This is a genomic window from Rhizobacter fulvus (genome assembly GCF_964020785.1).
The window spans coordinates 2486976-2507493 of sequence record NZ_OZ224516.1 but is presented as its reverse complement, the minus strand read 5'-3'; the positions used below and the strand labels follow the sequence as shown (position 1 = coordinate 2507493).

The following is a 20518-nucleotide window of genomic DNA, read 5'->3' as shown; positions in this document are numbered from 1 at the left end:
CGATCCCAGCGGAGGCCACCATGACGACGACCCTGATCCCGCGAACCCGAACGATCCACCCTGTTCTCCCCTCGGTACTGGCCGCGCTGACGCTGGTCGCCTGCGGCGGCGGCGGCAGCAGCGCCGACAGCGGTCCCACCGCGACCGTCAATGCCGCTGCGCGCACCGGCGAGAAGGCCTACGACCTGGTGCCGCTCGGCCCGAACGTGGTCTCGACCTGGCACGCGATCGCGATCGACACGATCAACGTGCCGTCCTCGCCGACCGGCGCGACGCCCGAGGAGCGCGTCGGCGGCCCCGACATCGCGACCGTGCAGGTCGCGGTCTACGACGCGGTGATCGCGATCGCCGGCACGCATCGCCCGTTCGCGACCACGCCGACGACGCCGGCCGCCGGCGCGTCGGCGCAGGCCGCGGTCGTCGAGGCCGCCTACCGCGTGCTGAAGGGACTGTTCCCGAGCCGCGGCGACAAGTACGAGGCCGCGCACGCCAGCGCGCTCGCCGCGATCGCCGACGGCGATGCGAAGGCCCGCGGCGTGTCGATCGGCGCCGAGGCGGCTGCCGGCGCGCTGGCGCTGCGCGCGAACGACGGCCGCAGCGTCGCGCTCGGGCCGTTCGTACCGGGCACGGCCGCGGGCGACTTCCGCGGCGTCAATCCGGTGAACCGCCAGTGGCCGTTCATCCGGCCCTTCACGTTGCGCAGCGCGGACCAGTTCCGGCCGGAGCCGCCACCGGCATTGAGCAGCGACGTGTACACCCGCGACTTCGACGAGTCGAAGGCGATGGGCGGCACCGTGAGCAGCCTTCGCACTGCCGAGCAGCTCGACCTGGCGCGCTTCCACACCGAATCACCCGCAGTCGCGCCGTACCGCAATCAGCGCCGCTTCGCGACCGTCAACGCCTCGCTGGCCGACAACGCGCGGCTGCTCGCGATCCTGAGCGTCGCCCTCGCCGATGCGACGATCGGCTGCTTCGACGCGAAATACCACTACGGGTTCTGGCGCCCGACCAGCGCGATCACGCTGGCCGACACCGACGGCAACGCCGCCACCACCGCCGACCCGGCCTGGACACCGGTCGTGCCCACGCCGAACCACCCGGAATACCCGGCCGCGCACGGGTGCGTCAGTTCCGCCACCGCCGAGTCGCTGCGCGAGTTCTACGGCACCAAGAAGCTGTCGTTCGACTGGGACAGCACGGTCGCCTCGGTGGTGCAGAAGACGCGCCACTACGACTCGACCGACGCGTTCCTGCGCGACATCGTCGACGCGCGGGTCTACGGCGGCATGCACTACCGCAACTCGGGCGAGGCCGGCGTGCAGCTCGGGCGCAAGACGGCGCAGTGGGTGATGCGGTATCACTTCGAGGCGAAGTGATCCGCGTCCGGCCCTGCTACGCCTTCGGGTACTTCGCGGCCGCCTTGCGCGCGTACTCGTTGGTGTAGATCGCCGCCAGGTCGATCTTGGCGCCGGCGATCTCCGGGTCGATGCTGGCCAGCGCGCGGCGCGCGGTCTCGGCGCCGGCCTCGGGGAACAAGCCATCGGCCGACAACGCCCCCTTCGCGGCGAGGAATGCGTCGACATACACCGCGCGGTCGCCCAGCAGGTAGCTCTCGGGCACGGCCTTGATGATGTCGCCGGCGCCGGCCTGATGGATCCAGCGATCGGCGCGCACGATGGCGTTCGCGATGGCTTGCGCGGTGGCCGGGTTCTTGTCGAGGAAGCTCTGCGGCGCGTACATGCAACCGGCCGGCATCGGCCCGCCGAAGACCCGGTCGGCCTCGGCGACGACGCGGGTGTCGGAGACGATCTTCAGGTCGCCGGAGCGGGCCAGCAGCGTGATCACCGGGTCGAGGTTGCTGATCGCGTCGATCTGCCCGGCGCGCATCGCCGCGACCGCGCCGTTGCCGGCGCCGACGCCGACGATCGCCACGTCGCCCGGCTTCAAACCGGCCTTGCCGAGCACGAAGTTCGCGAGCACGTTGGTCGACGACCCGGGGGCGGTGACGCCGAGCTTCTTGCCCTTCAACTCGGCGACGTTCTTGAAGCCCGGCATGGTCTTCGGGTTGATGCCGAGCACGATCTGCGGCGCGCGGCCCTGCAGCACGAACGCGCGCAGCCGCTGGCCCTTCACCTGCATGTTGATCGTGTGCTCGAACGCGCCGGAGACCACGTCGGCGCTGCCGCCGATCATCGCCTGCAGCGCGCGCGAGCCGCCGGCGAAGTCGGCGATGGTCACGTCCAGCCCCTCCTGCTTGAAGTAGCCGAGGCTCTCGGCGATCGTCAGCGGCAGGTAATAGAGCAAGTTCTTGCCGCCCACGGCGATCGTGATCTTGGGCTTTTCGAGGTTCTGCGCGCACACGAGCGACGGCAGCGCGATCATCGCGCTGGCGGCCGCCACGAAACTTCGGCGTTGCATCGGTGGGTTCTCCATGGTTTGAAGGGTCGAATCTAGCCGCGGCGACCGCATCGCAACAGCGGGGAAACGCACCCCGTCCGACGCCGCACGGGCGCGGCCCGTAGAATGAATTTCAATGAAGTCGCTGTCCGTGTGGTCGATCCTCGCGCTGCTCTGCACGTTCGGCCTCGGGACCGGCGCGGCCGCCCAGCCCGCCGCGGCGCCCACCGCGGCGGCCTCGGCGCCGATCTCTTTGTCGGCACGCAAGGTCTACGAGCAGGCCCGCTCGCAGCTCGTGCAGATCCGCACCGTGCTCAAGGGGCGCGCGAGCCAGACCTCGGTCGGCTCGGGCTTCCTGGTCTCGGGCGAGGGCCACATCGTCACCAACTTCCACGTCGTCGCAGAGGCGGCGCTCAAGCCCGAGCACCACGACCTGGTCTATGTCACCGCCGACGGCCGCGAGGCGCCGCTGGCGATCCTGCAACTCGACGTGCTGCACGACCTGGCGCTGCTGAAGACCGCCGACCCCGGCAAGCCGGCCGCCCCGTTCGACGCGCTCGCGTTCCGTCCCGACGCGCAGCCGCTGTCGCAGGGCGAGCGCATCTACTCGCTCGGCAACCCGCTCGACGTGGGTTTCGCGGTCACCGAGGGCACCTACAACGGGCTGGTGCGGCGCAGCTTCTATCCGCAGATCTTTTTCGGCGGTGCGCTCAGCGGCGGCATGAGCGGCGGGCCGGCGCTCGACGAACAGGGGCGCGTGATCGGCATCAACGTGGCGCGGCGCGTCGACGGCGAGCAGGTCAGCTTCCTGGTGCCGGCGAGCTTCGCGGTCGCGCTGCTGGCGCGCGGGCGCGAGGCCGTGCCGATCAAGACCGCCGCGTACGGCCTCGTGACCGACCAGCTGATGCAGCACCAGGCGCTGCTGACCGAGCGCTTCATCGCGCAGGGCTGGAAGCCGATGACCCACCCGCGCTACAAGGTGCCGGTGCCGATCGACCAGTTCATGCGCTGCTGGGGCAGCAGCGAGCCGTCCCGCACCGGCGGCCTCGACCTCGAACGCTCCGACTGCGTGATGGACACGCGCATCTTCGTCGGGGACTACACGACCGGCGCGATCGGCGTGCGCCACGAGAGCTACGACGGCAGCAAGCTCGGCACGCTGCGCTTCGCGGCGCGCTACGCCGCGAGCTTTCGCAACGAGAGCTTCACGCGGCTGCGCGCGGAACACCAGACCAAGCCGCAGTGCCGCGAGGACTATGTCGACCGGGGCGGGCTGCCGCTGCGTGCAGTGGTCTGCCTGCGTGCGTACAAGAAGCTGCCGGGGCTGTACGACCTGGCCGTGCTCGTGGCCACGCTCGACCAGGCGCAGGCCGGCGTCCAGGGTCGCTTCGATGCGCAGGGGCTGAGCTTCGCGAACGCGCAGCGGCTCGCGAAGTACTACCTCGAGGCCTACCAATGGGTGAAGTAGGCCCAGCCACGCTGGCCGTGGTCGACGTGCTCGACCGCGACGGCCACCCGCGCCAGACCTTCACGGTGCACGCGTGGCCGCTGCGCATCGGCCGCGCGCTGGACAACGACATCGTGCTGGGCGACGCGCACGTCGCGCCGCACCACCTGAGCATCGTGCCCGACACCGCGGGCCTGGCGCTGGAGGTCGCCGACACGCGCAACGGCGTCGCGCTCGGGCGCCGGCACCTGGGCCGCGGAGAGCGCGCCGCGCTCGCGACCGACGGTGCGCCGATCGAGCTGATGCTGGGTCGCACGCCGTTGCGCCTGCGCCTGTCGGGCCAGGTGGTGGCGCCCGAGGTCGCGCTGGCGCCGGAGGGGTCGCTGAATCGGCGCATCGGCAGCCTGCTGCTGGCCGCCTTGCTGCTGATCGGCGGCACGCTGTTCGCGACCTACCTCGACACCGACCCCGACGGCTTGGCGCGTGCCGCCGGCAGCGCGCTGCTCGCCGGCCTGCTCGGCGCGGCGGTGTGGTGCAGTTCCTGGGCGCTGCTGTCCAAGACCTTCACGCGCCAGGCACGCTTCGGCTGGCATCTGCGCGTGTTCCTGTATGCCAGCCTCGCCTTGATGGCGGTCGCCGTGGTGCCGGCGCTGCTCGCGTTCGCGTTCTCGTGGCCATGGCTGACCGATTTCGATTTCGTCGGCTCGATCGTCGTGATCGCCACCGCGCTGTACTTCCACTTGCTCGCGGTCGAACAGACGAAGCACCGCATGCTCAAGTGGGCCGCGGCGACCTGCGCGGTCGTCGGCGTGGCCGTCGCGTTCTGGTTCAACGTGCAGCGCACCGACCAGTTCGGCGACGAGCTCTACATGAGCCACCTGTTCCCCCCCGCATTGCGGCTGGCTCGCCCGGTGCCGGTCGAGACCTTCGTCGACGCCCTCGCGACACTGCAAACCCAGCTCGACAAGAAGGCGAAGGAACCGGCGCGCGGCGATGACGGCCCGCGCGCCGACGACGAGTGACCGTCCACCCCCAAGAACACACAGGAGACCCCATGACCACGACTTCCCCATCCGCCCCCCGCACCGTCCTCGTGACCGGCGGCGGGCGCGGCATCGGCGCCGCGACGAGCTGGCTCGCCGCCCAGCGGGGCTGGGCCGTGGCGGTGAACTACACCCACGGCACGGCCGCCGCGCAAGGGATGGTCGCGCGCATCCGCGACGCCGGCGGCACGGCGCTGGCCGTGCAGGCCGACGTCGCCGACGAGGCGCAGGTGCTGGCGATGTTCGCGGCGATCGACGCCGAGCTGCCGCCCCTGGGCGCGCTCGTCAACAACGCCGGCGTCGTCGACCTGCAGACCCGCATCGACGCCATCACGATGGAGCGCCTGCAGCGCATGTTCTCGATCAACGTGTTCGGCAGCTTCATCTGCGCGCGCGAGGCGATCAAGCGGATGTCGACCACGCACGGCGGCAGCGGCGGCAGCATCGTCAACCTGTCGTCCGCGGCGGCCCGCCTCGGCGCACCGGGGCAGTACGTCGACTACGCCGCGGCCAAGGGCGCGATCGACGTGTTCACGATGGGTCTGGCCAAGGAAGTCGCGACCGAAGGCATCCGCGTCAACGCGGTCCGGCCGGGCCTGATCGAGACCGAGATCCACGCTTCCGGCGGCACGCCCGACCGCGCCAAGCAGATGGCGCCGATGGTGCCGATGCAGCGCACCGGCAGCGCCGAGGAAGTCGCCGAGGCGATCGTCTGGCTGATGTCCGACGCGTCGAGCTACACCACCGGCAGCGTGCTCGACGTGACCGGCGGACGCTGAGACACTCCGGCGGCAACACGACTCGCGTCGGCCGCCATGAACGACACCCCGGAACGGATCGCAGCGACGATCGCTGCACTCGAGGCCCAGCGCGGCCTGCTCGGCGACGTCGTGGTCGACACCGCGCTCGCGCCGCTGCGCCACGCGCTCGCGGCGCTGCAGAACGCGACGGCGCAGCAGCTCAAGCAGGTGTCGGTGCTGTTCGTCGATGTCGTCGGCTCGACTGCGATCGGCCAGAAGCTCGCGCCCGAGGACATCCACACGGTGATGGACGGCGCGCTCGAGCGCTTCACCTCGATCGTCGAATCGCGCGGCGGTCGCGTGCTGCAATACACCGGCGACGGCATGCTCGCGGCCTTCGGCACCGACGCCTCGCTCGAGGATGACGCCGAGAGCGCGGTCCTCGCGGGTCTGGGCATCCTGGCCGAAGCCAAGGCCATGGCGCCACGCGTCCGCCGCGAGCACGGCATCCCCGATTTCGACGTGCGCGCCGGCATCCACACCGGCACCGTGCTGCTGGGCGGCGGCGTCGATGCGGAGGGCAGCATTCGCGGCTCGGTCGTCAACGTGGCGGCGCGCATGGAGCAGTCGGCGCCTGCCGGCGGGTTGCGCATCAGCCTGGCGACCTACCGTCAGGTGCTCGGCGCGCTGGACTGCGAGGAGCAGGCCCCGATCGCCGTCAAGGGCGTCGAAGCGCCGGTGCGCAGCTACCTGGTGCGTGGGGTGCGCCCGCGCGCGCAGCGCGAATCCGGTCGCGGCCTGGGCGGCGTTCGTACGCCGCTGATCGGCCGCGACCGTGAACTCGGGCGGCTGCATGCCGCCTTCCGCGTCGCGGCCGAAGGCGGCCGGCTGCAGGCCGTCACCATCGTCGGCGAGGCGGGGCTGGGCAAGACGCGGCTGCTCGCGGAATTCCGTGCCGAACTGGCCCGCGAATCGCGCGCGGTTCATCTGCTTCTCGGCCAGGCCCATCCACGCAGCGCGCTGCAACCCTACGGCATGCTGCGGGACCTGCTGCTGCGTCAGCTCGACATCGCCGATACCGACAGCGCCGATGACGCGCGCAGCCGCTTCGTCGCCGGCCTCGCGCCGCTGCTGGGCGAGGCCGGCGAAGCTCCCGCGCACCTGGTCGGACACCTGATCGGCCTCGATTTCTCCGGCAGTCCCCACATCGGGCCGCTGCTCGGGGACGCGCAGCGAATCCGCGACCAGGCCTTCGCGGTGGTGGGCCAACTGGTGCGCGGCCTTGCCCGCGGCACGGGCCGGCCGGTGGTGCTGGAGGTGCTCGACGACCTGCACTGGGCCGACGGCGGCTCGCTCGCCTGCGCCCGCTACCTGCTCCAGTCGAACCGCGACACGCCGTTGCTGTTGCTGTTCCTGACCCGCCCCGAACTGTTCGAGCAGCATCCCGACTGGGCCGACGCCGACCCGTTGCACCAGCGCCTCGACCTCGCGCCGCTCGACCGCGACGACAGCATCCGGCTGGCCGAGACACTGTTGCAGCGCATCGAGCAGGTGCCCGAGGCGCTGCGCGCGCTGATCACCACCGGCGCCGAGGGCAACCCGTTCTACATGGAGGAACTGGTCAAGATGCTGCTCGACGACGGCGTGATCGTTGCCGACGCCGAGGGCTGGCGGGTGCAGGCGGACCGGCTGCTGCGCGCAAGCGTGCCGCCGACGCTGACCGGCGTGCTGCAAGCGCGGCTCGGCGCGCTCGGCCGCGCGGAGCGTTCGGCGTTGCAGCACGCGGCCGTGATCGGGCAGGTGTTCTCCGACCAGTCCCTTGCCGCCCTCGACGCCGCCGCACCTGCGGCATTGCCCGCGTTGCTGCACAAGCAGCTGATCGTCCGGCGCGACGGGTCGGGCAGCGACGGTGGGCAGGAGTACGCGTTCAAGCACAACCTGTTGCACCAGGTCGCCTACGACTCGGTGCTCAAGGGGCCGAAGCGCGCCGGGCACCGTGCGATGGGCAGCTACTGGAGCGCCCGCGCCGAGGTGCAATCGCCGCAGGCGGTGACGCCGGCCTCGTGCCGCGCGCTGGCGGAGGTGCACTACCACCGCTGCATCGCGGACCTGCCCGAGTACGTCGGCTGGTTCGACACGCAGTTCTACAACTACCTGAATGCCTACGCGGGGCCGACCCTGCGCCCGCTCGCCGAGGGCCTGATCGGCCTGTGCGAAACCCAGTTCGGCGCCGATCATGCCGAGACCGCGAAGGCGCTGACCAACCTCGCACGGGTCTGCGTGCAGCAGGGCGACGTGGCACGCGCCGAGCCGCTGCTGCGGCGCGCGATCGCGATCCAGCAGGTCGCTCCGGGGCCGGACCATCCCGATACCGCGCGCACCGTCGCCGTGCTCGGCGGCCTGTACGTCGGCCGCGGCGATCACCGGGCCGCGGAACCGGAATTCAGGCGCGCGCTCGCCATTCGCGAGCGGGCCCTGGGCCCCGAACATGCGCTGACGGTCGGCACGCTGGACCTGCTGGCCAGCACCGTCGGCGAACTCGGGCGCAACGACGAGGCCGAGCTGCTGAGCCGGCGCGTGCTCGAGATCCGCGAGCGGCTGCTCGGCTCCGATCACCCGGACACGCTGTTCGCCCTCACCGCGCTCGGCGACGTGCTGTCGAAGAAGCAGGACCACGCTGCCGCCGAACCGCTGATCCGCCGCGCGCTGACCGCGCAGCAGCGCACCTTGCCGGCCGAACATCCGAACACCGGCTTGTCGATGTGGAACCTGGCCGAGGCGCTGCGCGGGCTCGGGCGTCTGGCCGAGGCCGAACCGCTGGCGCGCGGCAGCCTGGCCATGTGGGAGAAGACGCTGGGGCCGCAGCACGAATGGACCGCCTGGAGCCTCGGCAGCCTCGCACGCCTGCGCCTCGATCAGGGTGATGCCGCCGATGCCGAAGTGCTGGCCCGGCGGGCGCTCGAAATCCACGAGCGCGCGCTCGGCAGCGAGCACGCCACCGTGGCCGAGACGCTCGTCCTGCTCGGTCAGGCGCTGCTCGCCCGCGGTGAGCGCGCACTGGCGCGGCCGCTGCTGGAGCGCGCGCTGATGATCCAGTCGACCCGCCCCGATGCCGAGGAAGCGATCCGCCGGACCCGTGCCTTGCTGACCCGGGCACGCGTCCGAGCAAGGCGCGGTTGACCGCCACAAACGGGCTTTCCCCGCGCGCGACCGCGGGGGTCAAATGCAACTTTTTGTGAAGTTCTTGGGGTATCCAAGCCGGTAGACGAGCGTCATAGTCCGCGACATCAAACGCTACCGACGTTTGCAGAGGCGGACATGAACCACGCGAACTCGGCTGCGCGCCGGCTGGCCGGCATCACCCTCGCCATCGCAGCCGCCTGGCCGCTGCAGCCCGCGCAGGCGCAGTTTTTCACGTCCAGCGGGTCGGTCTCGACCTTCCCGACCAACTTTCCCATCAACCCGGCCGCGCCAGTGCTGGACTTCACCGGCAACACGCTGTCGGTGGGCAACGCTGCGCCGGGGAGCTTCTCCGCACTGACCGGCGCCCTGCTCAAGGCCGACATGTTGACGGTCGCCAATGCCGGCAACGGGAGCGGCACGGTGACCGTCACCGGCGCCGGCACCGTGGCGCAATTCGGCGGCACGAACAACCGCCTCGAGATCGGCAACTGGGGCACCGGCACGCTCACGGTGTCGGCCGGCGCGCTGGTCGACGCGACGCTCAATGCCGCCGCCTGCAGTACCGGCTTCTGCTACGGCTTCGTCGGCAACGGCGCCGGCTCGACCGGCACGCTGAACGTCATCGGGGCCGGCTCCGAGGTGCGCACATTGCGCAACTTCGTGGTCGGCCAGGCCGCGGTGTTCACCCAGGCCCGCGACGGCTTCGACTTCGGCACACCCGGCGGCACCACCACGGCCGCGGTCAATGTCCTCAACGGCGGCACGCTGCGCACGCAGAACGTCTCGGCCGGCGTGGGACCGTACGGCGGCAGCGCCGCGCTCGGCACCGAGCAGGCGTTCGCGACGATCGTGGTCGATGGCGCGGGCTCGCAGTGGATCGCCACGCGCAACACCATCGACAACACCGGCGCGTTCTTCGCCGCGGGAAGCGGCGCCGGCGGCCATGCCGACATCACCGTGCGCAACGGCGGCCAGCTGATCGTCGACGGCACCGGCGGCGCCAGCACCAACTTCGACAGCCTGGTGCTGGGCACGAACGGCGGGCAGGGCCAGCTGACCGTGACCGGTGTCGGCTCCGCGGTGAAAGTGCAGGGGAACAACCCGAACATCGCCATCGGCGTGAACGCCGCGAGCAGTCAAGGTGCGATGAGCGTGCTGAGCGGGGCGACCGCCTCGGCCATGTTCGTGACCGTGGGGCGCAATGGTGGCAACGGAACGCTGACGATCGACGGCGCCAACTCGACGATGACGCTCAGCGGCGTGGGAACGCCGACCAGCAACGGTGCCGCGGGCATCAACATCGCACGCGATGGCGGCACCGGCCAGGTGACAGTGAGCAACGGGGGCAGCCTGCTGATCAGCGACGGCGGCGCGGACTCGAGCACCGGCAGCGGCAGCCCGTTCATGAACATCGGCCGCGATGCCGGTTCGTTCGGCGCGATGACGATCGCGGGGCCTGGCTCGCTGGTGCAGGTCACCTCGACATCGATCGCGCCGAGCGCCGGCCTGCCGGACAACTTCAACCCCTTCGTCGCGGTCGGGCGCTTCGCCGGCGCGAGTGGCAGCCTGACCGTCAGCGGCGGCGGGCAGCTGGTGCTGCAGGGCAACGCGCTGTCGACGGTCGCGAACTCGCACGACACCACGCTGCTGATCGGCGGCCAGAACGGCGCGACCGCCGGCGGCACCGGCACGGCGACGGTGACCGGCGCGGGCTCGGCGATCCGGGTGCAAGGTGTCGACGCGTTCATCGGCGTCGGCCGCGGCGCGGGCGCCAATGGCACGCTGAACGTGACGAACCAGGGCACGGTCACCGCCACCAGCCTGCTGATCGGCGACACCGGCGGCACCGGGACCGTCACGCTCAACAACGGCACAGTGGCGCTCGCCGGCGTGAGGACCGACAACGTCAACCTCGGCGCCGGCGTCACCGTCGGGCGCGGCACGGGTGGCAGCGGCCAGCTGAACCTGAGCAACGGCTCGGTGTTCACGATCACCAATCTGGTGTCGCCGGGCGGCATGGCGGTCGGCGGCGATCAGTTCGTGGGCGGCGGCACCGGCGCCGTGTCGCTGAGCGGCGGCTCGTCGATTCAGATCCTGGGGCCGGTGCCGGGTGGCGGCGTGACCGTCGGGCGAGATGGCAACGGCACGATGACGCTGGCGGGAGGGAGTTCGCTGCTGATCGGCCCGACGCGCGGGATGTCGATGGGCTCCGAGGTCGGCGGCGTCGGTACCGTTTCCGTGACGGGCGGCTCGGCGATCGTCGCCGGCGGCATGAACCTCGGCACGGTCGCCGGCGCCTCGGGCACGCTGACGATCAGCGGCGCCGGGTCGAACGTGACGCTTTCCGGTACCGGCACCAACGGCATCCCGAGCGCTGCGTTCGCGACCGTGGGCCGCGGCGGTAACGGCACCGCGACGGTCAGCAACGGCGGAGTCTGGTCGATCTCCGACGGCGGCGGCGACACACGATCGGGCGACAGCAGCCCGGGAATGAATGTGGGTCGTGACGCGGGCTCGTTCGGCAGTCTGACGATCAGCGGCCCGGGCTCGCTGGTACAAATCGCGTCGACTTCCCTGGCCCTCCCGGCCGGCGTGCCGGACAATTTCAATCCGTTCATGGCGGTCGGTCGCTTTGCGGACGCGACCGGCCAGCTGTTGGTCTCCGGCGGCGGCCAGTTGCTGATGCAAGGCAACGCCGTTTCGACGGTGGCGGACAACCGTATCACCTACCTCGGCATCGGCGGATTCAGCGACACCGTCGGTGGCGGCTCCGGCTCGGCGACGGTCACGGGCGCCGGCTCAGCGATCGCGGTGTCCGGCAGCGACGCGTTCATCTCCGTGGGGCGCGGAGCCGGTGCGAGCGGCCAATTGACCATCAACAACGGCGGTTCGGTCAGCGCGACCAACATGAACGTCGGCCGCAGCGAGGGCTTCGGGAGCCTGACGGTCAACGCCGGCACCTTGTCCATGACCGGACAGCAGACGGGGAGTGTGCTGAGCGGCGCATCGCTGTCGATCGGTAACCGCGGCGGCACCGGCACCGCGACGATTTCGAACGGCAGCACCGTCACGATTTCCAATCCGGGCTCCGCCGGCGCCAGCCTGAATATCGGTGGCACGCCGGTGAATCCCCTCGGCACCGGCACCCTCAATGTGAGCAACTCGACGATCAACGTGATCGCACAACCGGGCCTGGCGTCGATGCGGGTCGGTCACGACGGTACCGGCACCGCGACGATCAGCGCGAGCACGGTCAACATCGGCAGCCTGACTGCGACGGCCGCCGACGGCTCGGTGATCATCGCCGGCCAGCCCGGCTCGACCGGCACGCTGACGCTGAGCGCCGGGACGGTGCTGAACACGGGCTATGTCGGCGTCGGCGCCACGCCGAGCGCGGTGGTCGGCGTGCAGAACCCCGGCGGCACCGGCCAGTTGATCCTGAACGACAGCACGGTCAACACGACGACCTTCGAGATCGGCGCGCTCGGGCTGCTGAGCGGCGATGGCGGCGTGATCAACGCGAGCGGCAACGTGATCGTCGGCGGCACGATCAGCCCGGGCAACTCGCCGGGTCGCATCACGATCAACTGCAACCTGATCACGCTGGACGGCAGCCGCCTGGTGCTCGACATCCTCGACACCGGCGCGGGCTACAGCATCGACCACCTGATCATCGGCAACGATGCGACCTTCGACCTGAGCAAGCTGCAGGTGATCTTCAACTTCCTCGGCAACACCGACCCGACGGCGTTTGCCGCCAGCGGTGGTTTCGACCTCGACAACTTCATCGAGTCGCAGAACCTGCTGACCGGCGAGATCACCGGCCTGTCGACGGTGTTCGGCGCCGGCCAGGACTGGTCCACGGTGATCGACGGCAGCCGCATCGCCGCCCAGTCCGACGTGTTCGATGTCACCAGTCTGCGGCTGAGCGCCGACGGTTCATTCGCAGTCACCACCGCGGCGATCCCCGAGCCCTCGACCTGGGCACTGATGCTCATCGGCATGGCGCTGATGGGCGTGGCGGCGCGGCGCCGCGCGCTCAACGCGGCCGGCCGCTAGCTTTCTTTGCGACGCGGCGCGGCGCCGCCTTCTTGGCTGCCGTCTTCTTGGCTGCCGCCTTCTTGGCTGCCGCCTTCGCGGGCGCCTGTCGGGTCGCCTTCTCCGTTGCGGGCGGAACCGGTTGCGTCGGCGACGCGCCATTGTTCGCACGCGCATGCGGCCGATCCCGCCGCGGCGCGCGGCCGGGCTGGACGCGCTGCACCAGGTCGAGCAGCCGGGTCGCGGTGCGCGCCAGCGCCTCGTCGCCGAAGCGCAGCACCGACAGCGCATCGCACAGCCGCGACATCAGCTCCATCTGTGACACCATCGCCTCGATCTGAGATGGCTTGACGGTGATGTTCAGCATCGCGTCGGCATATGCGCGTGCGACCTCCTCGAACACCGCGCGGCCGGCCTCGCCGGACTGGCTGAACTGGCCGTCGAGCACGCGTTCGATCAGGAGCGCTTCCGGCTGCGTGACCGCGTCCCACAGGTTCGGCGTGGTGTTGAAGCCTTGCTCGGCCGCACGCCGGCACTGCTGCGCCAGTTCGACCGCGGCGCCGAGGTTGTCCGGGCTGGCCCAGTCGGTCAATGCGTCCAGCGCCAGCCGGTTCAGCGCATGGTACGGGCTGAAGCCATCGCTGCCCGGGCTGCCCTCGCCGCTCTGGTAGGCGGCGATGGCGCGCAGCAGGCAGTCCTCCATCGCATGGCGAACGGCGTCCTTCGCGGCCTCGTCCAGACCCCCGGCGAGGAGCCGGCGCGCATGGTACGTGGCCTTGTGTTTCAGCGCGCTGCCGCGCAGCGCGGCGCGCTCGCGGTGCGGCGCCAGCGCGGGCGCGCGCACGGCGTCGGAAGCGCCGGCCCCCTGGGCAGCCTCGGCCGCCTGCTCGGCGTTGCGCACCACCGCATCGAGGCCGTCGAGGCGTTCCAGCGCCACGTCCATCAGGCGCGCCGCTTCATGCGCGCCCGGTTCGCCGGCGCGTCCGGGCACGATCTCGGCCTCGGCGCGCTGCTCACCGAGCTTGATCTCGACGTTCGCGAGCTTTTCGATGTCCTGGATCGGCACCAGGCCGGTCGTGTCCACGGCCTGCACCGCGCGCAGCAGGCACTCGCGCGCCAGCTCGTACTGGCCGAGTTCGAACCAGGTGCGGCCAAGCGCCGACTGCAGCTGCGGCAGGTACTGCCAGCTTGGCGGGCAGCGCTCGCGCAGCAGCACGTCGATCGCGGTGACCTGGCTGCGGCGTTCGGCGTCGGAGAGCTTGTCGCGGCGGCGGGACAGGTCGGCGCGGCGGCGCGCCAGCTCGTCGAGCAGTTCCTCCGGCGAGACGACGGGATCGCCGCCGGCGCCGGCCGGCGTGTCGGCGGCACGCGGCTCGGCCAGCCAGCTCGGCTCGCCGTAGGCCTGGAACGCGCCCCAGGTGATGTCCTCGGGGTGCTCGCGCCAGACGGCCTCGCGCGCCTTGAACGCGGCCTCGCCGAACGGCAGCCGGTCGAGCAGCAGGCGCTCGTAGAAGCTCTGGCCGAAGAAACGCGCCGAGTCGTCGTTGACGGCCCAGCCCGCGACGATCACGCAGCGCACCCCGATCTCGATCAGCTCGCGCGCGATGCTCGCCGCCAGCTTGTTGCCGCGCCCGCCGCCGCTGTCGATCTGGCCGAGGTGGCAGCAGTTCAGGAACACGAGATCAGGGACCGTCTCCATCGCCGCGATCTCGGCGGCGGTGATGAGCAACCCGCCCGACAGCAGCACGCCGCTGCGGTGCCGGCCGTCGACATGCGGCAGGTCGAACACGCCGTGCGCCGAGATGTGCAGGATGCGCCACGGCTGCGCGAACAGCTTGGTCAGCACGTGCGCGGCCAGCTGGTCGGGGCCGATGGCGGTCTCGACCTGGTAGCCCATGCTCGCGAGCACGCCGCCGACGGCCTCGGCCTCGGCTTGCGCGCCGGAAAGCGGCGGCGGGGCCTGCGTCGGCCGGCCTTCGAACAGCGGGAACGCGTCGGTGAAGCCGGCGACCGACGGGTTGCCGATCACCAGCGCGCGCCGCTCGATGCCCTGCCGCACCTGGTTGCGGAAGGTGCCGGTGGTGAGCTGGCGAACGACCGCGGTGCGCAGCGCGAGCGGACGCTTGTCGTCGTCGGCGCGGCCGCTCTCGTCGGCCAGCATCAGCTCCCAGGGCAGGTTGGCGGTGCAGCCGTCGACGACGAGCACGACGCGCGCGAGCTGCCTCGCCGCGTCCTTGAAGTCGTGCGGCACCATCAGCTGGAACAGCATGCGACCGAAGTCCTCGTTCCAGGTCGGGTTGTGGATCTGCTCGGCGACCAGTTGCTCGATGAGCCCGGGCTGGCGCTGCAGCGCGATCGACTCCGAGCGCGCGCGCTGGCCCACGTAGGTGAAGCGCAGCCGGTCGGCAATCGGCGCCGGCATCCGCGCCAGCAGCGGCGGCGGCGCGCCCCGCGGCGGCTGGACATCCTGCTCGCCCTGGTCCGCGTCGGCAATGATCAGGCGTGGCCAGTAGCTCGAGCTGCGCTCGTCGGACAGGCGCAGCCGCATGCCCTCGCCTTGGGTGAGCTCGCTGCGGCACACCAGCATCGCGCCGTGCTTGGTGGCGAGCGTCGCGAGTTGCGGCGCGAGCTTGCGCAGCGCGTAGACGGCGCTGATCGCCGTGTCGATGTAGAGCTCCACGATGTCGAGCCGGTCGATGTGGATCGCCAGCCCCGTGGTCTCGAAGAACTTGGCGTTGGCCTGCATCACGCCACGCACCAGCGCCTCGACCGAGGCGGCCACGGTCAGGTTGGCCGACGAGTTGAAGCCGATCAGCAGCGTGGCGAGCGGCACCTTGCGCGGCGCGTTGCCGAGCACGTCGATCACCTGCAGCAGGTAGCGCAGCGCGCCGGTGCGCACCGCGTCGGTCAGGTCGAGCGGGCTCAGCGCCCGGTCGTACGAGCCGAGGCCCGTGACGACCGCCCCGCTCAGGCTGCCGCGCCGGCGCTCGAGCTCGTTCGGCACGCGCAGCACCACCGTGGCGGTGCCGCGTGCACCGGCATACATGCCCAGGCTGTAGCGCTCGCTGAGGTCGTTGTCGAGCAGCTCGCGGTCGATCAGCGATTCGGCGCCGGCGATCGGATCGCGCTCGTAATGGCCGACCATGATCGGCTGCGAGATGAAGCGCAGGTCCATCGCCCGCACGCTGACTTCGAGTCGGCGCTTCGGACGCGGCGGCACGCGGTTGCGACGCGAGCCGCCCATCAGGCCGCGCTGCAGCGCGTCGGGGTCGTCGGCGGTCGGCGGGCCGGCGTCGTAGGTGATCGGCAGCGGCTGCTGGATCGCGCGCACCGCCGGCGGGCTGGTGCTCAGCCGCGCGGTCGAGCCGGCGCTGAGCAGGTCGGCCAGCGCCTCGAAATATTCCTTGGTCGACGGCAGGTCGCCGTGGGCCGCCGGCAGGTAGTAGTAGCGGCCGATGCCGCCGATGCGGCCCGACTCCCAGCTCACGGTGCCGTCGCCACGCGTGGTGCCGACCATCTTGAGGCGCACGCCGCCCCGACCGTCGGGCTCCTCGCGCACCCCGCAGGGCGTGTTCGGCGCGACGCCGAAGACGTAGATGCTCTTGCCCTCGTACTCGGCCGGCAGCTTCGGCGTGTCCAGGCCATCGGCGGCCCACAGCCAGCTCGCCTGGTCGAGCACGTCCTGCGCCGGCGTGCCGGCGTGGTGGTCGCCGAACCAGAGATCGGTGACCTTCTCCTTCATGGCGACCCAGGTGTCGGCCTGCTGGTAGGCGTAGTGGCCGCCGCCCCCTTCCAGCCCCTGGAACATGTCGACGAAGCCGGGCTTGGGCAGCAGCTGCAGCGCGCCGCGGAAGCCGGCGACGATGTCGAGCACCTGCTGCATGTCGTGCCGCATGTCGAGCCGCACCAGCGTGCGCAGCGTGTCGCCCTTGCCGATCACGTTCTCGACCATCGAGTGCGCGCCCTGGTTCGGCGTGCCCAGCATCACGAAGCGCGCGCCGTCGCGCGCCATCAGCGCGTCGATCACCGAACGGCGCTTGTGGATCGTCGCACGCACCACCAGCCCGCCCATGCTGTGCGCGAGCAGGCGGATCGGCTGCTGCGTCTCCTTCATCAGGCGGTCGAGGAACTCGCCGAAACGCTCGGCCAGCACGTCGAGCGGCTGGCGCCAGTCGTACGGGAACGGCTCGACGCGGTGGCTCGCGGCCAGGTGCTCGCAGACCTTGCCGTAGAACATCGCGAACAGCGATTCGGCCTCGACCGACGGCTCGCCCCAGGCGATCTTCGCGAGGCCGCCGGAAGCGATGTCCAGCGGGTCGAACCAGACCCGGTCGCGCCCGGCGGCCTGCAGGTGCGAGCCCATCACGCCCGGCAGCACGACGACGACCGGGCGGTCCGCCGCCGACGCGTCGCGACTCGGCGCGGAATTGGCGAGCGCCTGGGCGAACTCGGTCGGCGTGGGCAGGCCGCGGAAGACGGTGAGCTCCGCCGGCTCGCGCACGATCAGCCAGTCGCGCAACGCCGCGCGGGTGTCGATGTTGGCGAAGTAGCGGAAATGCGAGACATCCGCACCGCGATCGAACAGCACGCGCGCCTCGGCCTTGGGCGCGATGCCGGCGAGCATCGACGTGGTGTTGACGACGAGGTCGTTGTCCTCGTTGTCGAACAGCAGGAAGTCGGTCAGCAGCACGCCCAGGCGCCTGAGCATGTTGCCGCCCTGGATGTCGCCGGCGATCACCGCCATCTGCGTGCCGGCGCGCACCGGCGCGTCGCGCAGCAGGCGGGCCATCGGCGAGTCGGGCAGCATCGCCTCGATGCCGGGCACCACGTGCGCGTTGGTGCGGTTCTTCGCGATCTCGCAGACGACGCGCTTGAATGCGGAATAGATCGGGCTGCCGAAGAAGAACGGCACCAGGCCGATCAGGCTCAGGATGCCGCTCAGGAAGACATCGAGGTTGCCGCTCGCCAGCAGCGTGCCGGCCGCAGGGCTCGCGGCGCGCACATAGCGCTGGACGGTGATCTTGCGATCGGCGAGCACGTTGGCCAACACACGCAATTGCGCCTGCTGCTCCTTGTGCGCCTTCTTCAGTTCGCCGATGACACGGCGCGCTTCCTCGGGATCGGCATCGCCGGTGCCCTTGAACGCATAGGCGTAGTGGTCGATCAGCTTGTCGAATTCGCCCAGGCACAGCAGGTCGGCGACCAGCCCGCCGCGCGAGTGCGAGACCAGGCTGACCTGCGCGCCGCGCGGCAGCGCCTTCGCGAGATCGATCGCGTTCTCGATCGGGCTTTGCGACAGCGTGCGATGCTCGAACGCGAAGATGCCGCCGCTGAAGTGGCCGGCGAGCATGCCCCACAGGTCGCGGTCGCCGCTGCGCAGGTCGCCGAAGCTGCCGAGCGTGCTCGACGCGGTGCCGTGTACGAACACCAGCATCGGTCGCTCGGCCGCCGGGCGCGGCAGCAGCGGGTCGTTGAGATCGACTGCTTCCAGGTCGGTCGGCTTGCCGGTCGCGCCGATCCAGCGGTACAGGCCGGGCGGCTGGTCGAGCCGCTTCTCGATCGCGGCCATCAGCGCCTTGGTGCCGGCCCAGGTCACGCCGAGCTCGAGCGGGTTCGGCACGTCGAGCAGCGCATCGCGGATGATCGCGTCCGGTTCCTGGCCGACCGCGAACGCGAACACCTTGCTGATCATCCCGCCGATCGCTTCGCCGAAGCCGCGCCCCGGCGCGGCGCCGTCGGCACGCAGCTTCTCGAGCAGGATCGCGCCGTCGGCGGCAATCATCTCCGGATGGGTGAGCTGCAGCGACGCGCGCAGCCGCTCGGCGCCGGTGATCAGCGTGCTGCCATCGGCGAGTTCGAGCACGACGATCTCGCCGGGCGCGGCGTCGTGCGCCTGCGGCGCCGCGTTGACCACGTCGCGTGCCGCCGGGCCGACGTCGAATGCCGCCTGCGGAAGCAGGTAGCCGTCGGGCAGGAAGATGTCGTCGGCGCGACCGGCAGCGCGCGTGCTGCGGTTCAACAGCGGCGGGCGATCGCGATCGGCGACCTGGCCGACGAGGCGGATCGGGACGGTGCGGTCGGTGGCCACAGCGCGTCAGACCGTGAACGGCTTCTGCTTCAGGAAGGCCACCGCCCGCCCGAGCACGAACAGGTTCGGCGACTGGCTGCGCGGCATGCCGCTGCGGATGTGCGCGTGGAACGCGTTGTAGTCGCCGCGGAACGCACCCCCGTCCCAGATCTTCAGCAGCTGTTCGGTGAACGCGCCGTTGTGCTCGCCGTCCATCGAGGTCTGGTTGTCCTGGCAGCCGGAGATCAGGATCACGGCCGGGTTGAACTTGCCGACCAGCGCGGTCGCCTCGGCGGCGGCGCCGACCTGCGCGAGCGCGGCGTCGGGGTCGGTGAAGGTCTTGCGCGCCGCGGCGGCGACGTCGGCCTGCAGCTTGTCGTAGAACGCCTGATGCTCCTGGTACGTGCGGCGCGCGACGCTTTCGGGCATCAGCTTGACGCGCTGGCCGACAGGCGGCGGCGGCGGCGCCAACTCGCGCGCGACGCTGCCGCTGTGGCAGCTGTCGGACAACAGCAGGACGCGCACGCCGGCCTTGAAGCGGCTGAGTTCGAAATAGAGCTCGTCGTCGATCAGCTGGCCGTCGTAGAGGCACCAGGTCTCGTCCTTCTTGTCCGGCTCGTCGTTGTTGGTGTCGGGCACCTGGCCGCCGTGGCCGGAGTAGGTGAGGAAGAAGAAGTCGCCGGACTTCAGCGCCTTCGCGGCGCTGCGCATCGCCGCGAGCAGGTTCGCGCGCGTCGCCTTCTTGGTCAGCAGCACGGTGGCCTTCATGCCCTTCTTGCGCGCGATCGCGGCCATGTCGTTGGCATCGAACTCGCACGCGGCGAGCGGGCCGTCCCAGCCGCCGTAGGCGGCGGCGCTGACGGCGTTCAGGCCGATGTTCAACGAGAGGCCGCGCGGCTTGGTGGCAGCGGACGAACCGGACGAGGTGGCAACCATGGTGAGCCTCCGAGGCGACGAGTGCGCGGCATGATCGGCGTCGCCCCAGGACACCGGAAGCCCTAGTTCATGGGGCGCCGCGAGGCGCCGCGACCAGCACGCGCGTGTCGATCCACGTGATGCGATTCGTCCGTCGCATCACCTCGCGCACGAGGTGCGCCGTGCCGCCGGGGCCGTCGCCCTGCAACGCGCCATCCCACAGGCACACGAAGCGTAGCCGCTGTACACCGTGCGCGAGCGCGGCAGCGAGTAACCAGAGGTTGCAGCGCTCGAGCGGATCGAGCTGGCTGTTCGCGTCGGCGGGCATGACGCGCGGCGGTTCGACGAGCCGGGCGCGCACCGCGTGATAGCGCGCGAGCCAGTGGTGCAGGCCCGCTGCGCCGGCGACCGAATGGGCGATGAACGCCTCCTCGGGCTCGGGCAGCATCAACTGCAGCGGCACACGGCGCGCGAGACAGGCCTCGGCAAACAGCAGATCGCCGCCGTTCGCCCCTTGCGTCAGCGCGAGGTCTGTCGGGCCGGCGTCGAGCGCCTCGAGGGCGGCCGTGATCGCCGCCGCGGCCGCATCGACGCACGACGGCGGCAGCCGCCGCGCCACGCGCCCGGGCTCGTCGACGCGATGCCCCGAGAACAGCAGCACCTGACGTGGCACCGCACCGACCGACAT

General features: G+C 71.1%; 10 protein-coding genes. 6 read left to right on the top strand and 4 right to left on the bottom strand.

Annotated features, from left to right (window positions below; all coding sequences use genetic code 11):
* Positions 1-20 precede the first annotated feature (20 nt).
* Positions 21-1376 carry a vanadium-dependent haloperoxidase gene (locus ACWH49_RS11970; protein WP_448171674.1) on the top strand — a complete coding sequence of 452 codons (1356 nt, stop codon included), beginning with the start codon at positions 21-23 and terminating at the stop codon, positions 1374-1376.
* Between the two features lie 16 nt (positions 1377-1392).
* Here ACWH49_RS11970 and ACWH49_RS11965 read toward each other — a convergent pair whose 3' ends face one another.
* The gene (locus tag ACWH49_RS11965; protein WP_448171673.1) at positions 1393-2418 is read right to left on the bottom strand and encodes an ABC transporter substrate-binding protein; all 1026 of its coding nucleotides are present in this window, start codon (positions 2416-2418) and stop codon (positions 1393-1395) included.
* Positions 2419-2533: 115 nt separating this feature from the next.
* Between ACWH49_RS11965 and ACWH49_RS11960 the strand changes: the two genes are divergently transcribed.
* The 5 genes from ACWH49_RS11960 (at position 2534) to ACWH49_RS11940 (ending at position 12869) form a co-directional block, all read left to right on the top strand.
* Complete coding sequence (locus ACWH49_RS11960) at positions 2534-3865, top strand: S1C family serine protease (protein ID WP_448171672.1); 1332 nt, start codon at positions 2534-2536, stop codon at positions 3863-3865.
* Complete coding sequence (locus ACWH49_RS11955; protein ID WP_448171671.1) at positions 3853-4866, top strand: FHA domain-containing protein; 1014 nt, start codon at positions 3853-3855, stop codon at positions 4864-4866. Before ACWH49_RS11960 ends, ACWH49_RS11955 begins: the two co-directional genes overlap by 13 nt.
* 32 nt (positions 4867-4898) lie before the next feature.
* Positions 4899-5666, top strand: coding sequence for an SDR family oxidoreductase (locus ACWH49_RS11950; protein WP_056472577.1), 768 nt, complete (start codon positions 4899-4901; stop codon positions 5664-5666).
* A gap of 36 nt (positions 5667-5702) precedes the next feature.
* Positions 5703-8807 carry a tetratricopeptide repeat protein gene (locus ACWH49_RS11945; RefSeq protein WP_448171670.1) on the top strand — a complete coding sequence of 1035 codons (3105 nt, stop codon included), beginning with the start codon at positions 5703-5705 and terminating at the stop codon, positions 8805-8807.
* Between the two features lie 138 nt (positions 8808-8945).
* Positions 8946-12869 carry a PEP-CTERM sorting domain-containing protein gene (locus ACWH49_RS11940; RefSeq protein WP_448171669.1) on the top strand — a complete coding sequence of 1308 codons (3924 nt, stop codon included), beginning with the start codon at positions 8946-8948 and terminating at the stop codon, positions 12867-12869.
* Here the strand turns inward: ACWH49_RS11940 and ACWH49_RS11935 are convergent.
* From ACWH49_RS11935 to ACWH49_RS11925, 3 genes are all read right to left on the bottom strand, one after another.
* Positions 12850-18936, bottom strand: a complete 6087-nt coding sequence (locus tag ACWH49_RS11935) for a CHAT domain-containing protein (RefSeq protein WP_448171668.1) — start codon at positions 18934-18936, stop codon at positions 12850-12852. The genes ACWH49_RS11940 and ACWH49_RS11935 overlap by 20 nt on opposite strands.
* Before the next feature lie 6 nt (positions 18937-18942).
* Positions 18943-19851 carry a caspase family protein gene (locus ACWH49_RS11930; protein ID WP_448171667.1) on the bottom strand — a complete coding sequence of 303 codons (909 nt, stop codon included), beginning with the start codon at positions 19849-19851 and terminating at the stop codon, positions 18943-18945.
* 67 nt (positions 19852-19918) lie between these two features.
* Positions 19919-20518, bottom strand: a complete 600-nt coding sequence (locus ACWH49_RS11925) for a hypothetical protein (RefSeq protein WP_448171666.1) — start codon at positions 20516-20518, stop codon at positions 19919-19921.

Excerpts from the sequence above, each read along its gene's own strand:
- ACWH49_RS11970 (WP_448171674.1), top strand. The coding sequence starts at position 21 with ATGACGACGACCCTGATCCCGCGAACCCGAACGATCCACCCTGTTCTC.
- ACWH49_RS11965 (WP_448171673.1), bottom strand. The coding sequence starts at position 2,418 with ATGCAACGCCGAAGTTTCGTGGCGGCCGCCAGCGCGATGATCGCGCTG.
- ACWH49_RS11960 (WP_448171672.1), top strand. The coding sequence starts at position 2,534 with ATGAAGTCGCTGTCCGTGTGGTCGATCCTCGCGCTGCTCTGCACGTTC.
- ACWH49_RS11955 (WP_448171671.1), top strand. The coding sequence starts at position 3,853 with ATGGGTGAAGTAGGCCCAGCCACGCTGGCCGTGGTCGACGTGCTCGAC.
- ACWH49_RS11950 (WP_056472577.1), top strand. The coding sequence starts at position 4,899 with ATGACCACGACTTCCCCATCCGCCCCCCGCACCGTCCTCGTGACCGGC.
- ACWH49_RS11945 (WP_448171670.1), top strand. The coding sequence starts at position 5,703 with ATGAACGACACCCCGGAACGGATCGCAGCGACGATCGCTGCACTCGAG.
- ACWH49_RS11940 (WP_448171669.1), top strand. The coding sequence starts at position 8,946 with ATGAACCACGCGAACTCGGCTGCGCGCCGGCTGGCCGGCATCACCCTC.
- ACWH49_RS11930 (WP_448171667.1), bottom strand. The coding sequence starts at position 19,851 with ATGGTTGCCACCTCGTCCGGTTCGTCCGCTGCCACCAAGCCGCGCGGC.
- ACWH49_RS11925 (WP_448171666.1), bottom strand. The coding sequence starts at position 20,518 with ATGTCGGTCGGTGCGGTGCCACGTCAGGTGCTGCTGTTCTCGGGGCAT.